Origin of the sequence: Streptomyces sp. NRRL WC-3549 (genome assembly GCF_000721935.1) — a bacterium.
In the GTDB taxonomy this organism is placed as follows: domain Bacteria; phylum Actinomycetota; class Actinomycetes; order Streptomycetales; family Streptomycetaceae; genus Streptomyces.
Genome location: NZ_KL585423.1, coordinates 234,510 through 234,852, shown reverse-complemented (window position 1 = coordinate 234,852; position 343 = coordinate 234,510). Strand labels below are relative to the sequence as shown.

Annotated in this window: 1 protein-coding gene; it reads left to right on the top strand. The window is 76.1% G+C overall.

All coding sequences use genetic code 11. The annotated features are described in order from the left end of the window. Positions 1-343, top strand: a 343-nt coding sequence (locus tag IH13_RS0127410; protein WP_158791326.1) for an AMP-binding protein, incomplete at both ends; no start/stop codon positions are given.

The window sequence follows — 343 nt, the reverse complement described above, 5'->3', positions numbered from 1 at the left end:
CTGCCGCTGATGCACGGCGCCGAGGTCTGTGTGCTGCCGCACGGCGCCAACCGCGAACCGGCCGCCCTCGTCTCCTGGATGAGCCGGTACGGCGTGACGCTCGCCCAGTTCGTGCCCTCCCACCTGAACCTCGTCCTCTCCTCGGCGGCGGACGCCGCACCGCTGCCCGCCCTGCGCGCCGTCCTGTGCGGGGGTGAACCACTGCCCCGCGCCCTCGCCGCCGACGTCTCCGGAGCGTGGGGGGCCGAGGTGCACAACCTCTACGGGCCGACCGAGGCGACGATCGACGCGACCGCCCACCGTGTCGGGGGCCCGGAGGCGGGCGGACCCGCCCACTCCGCCC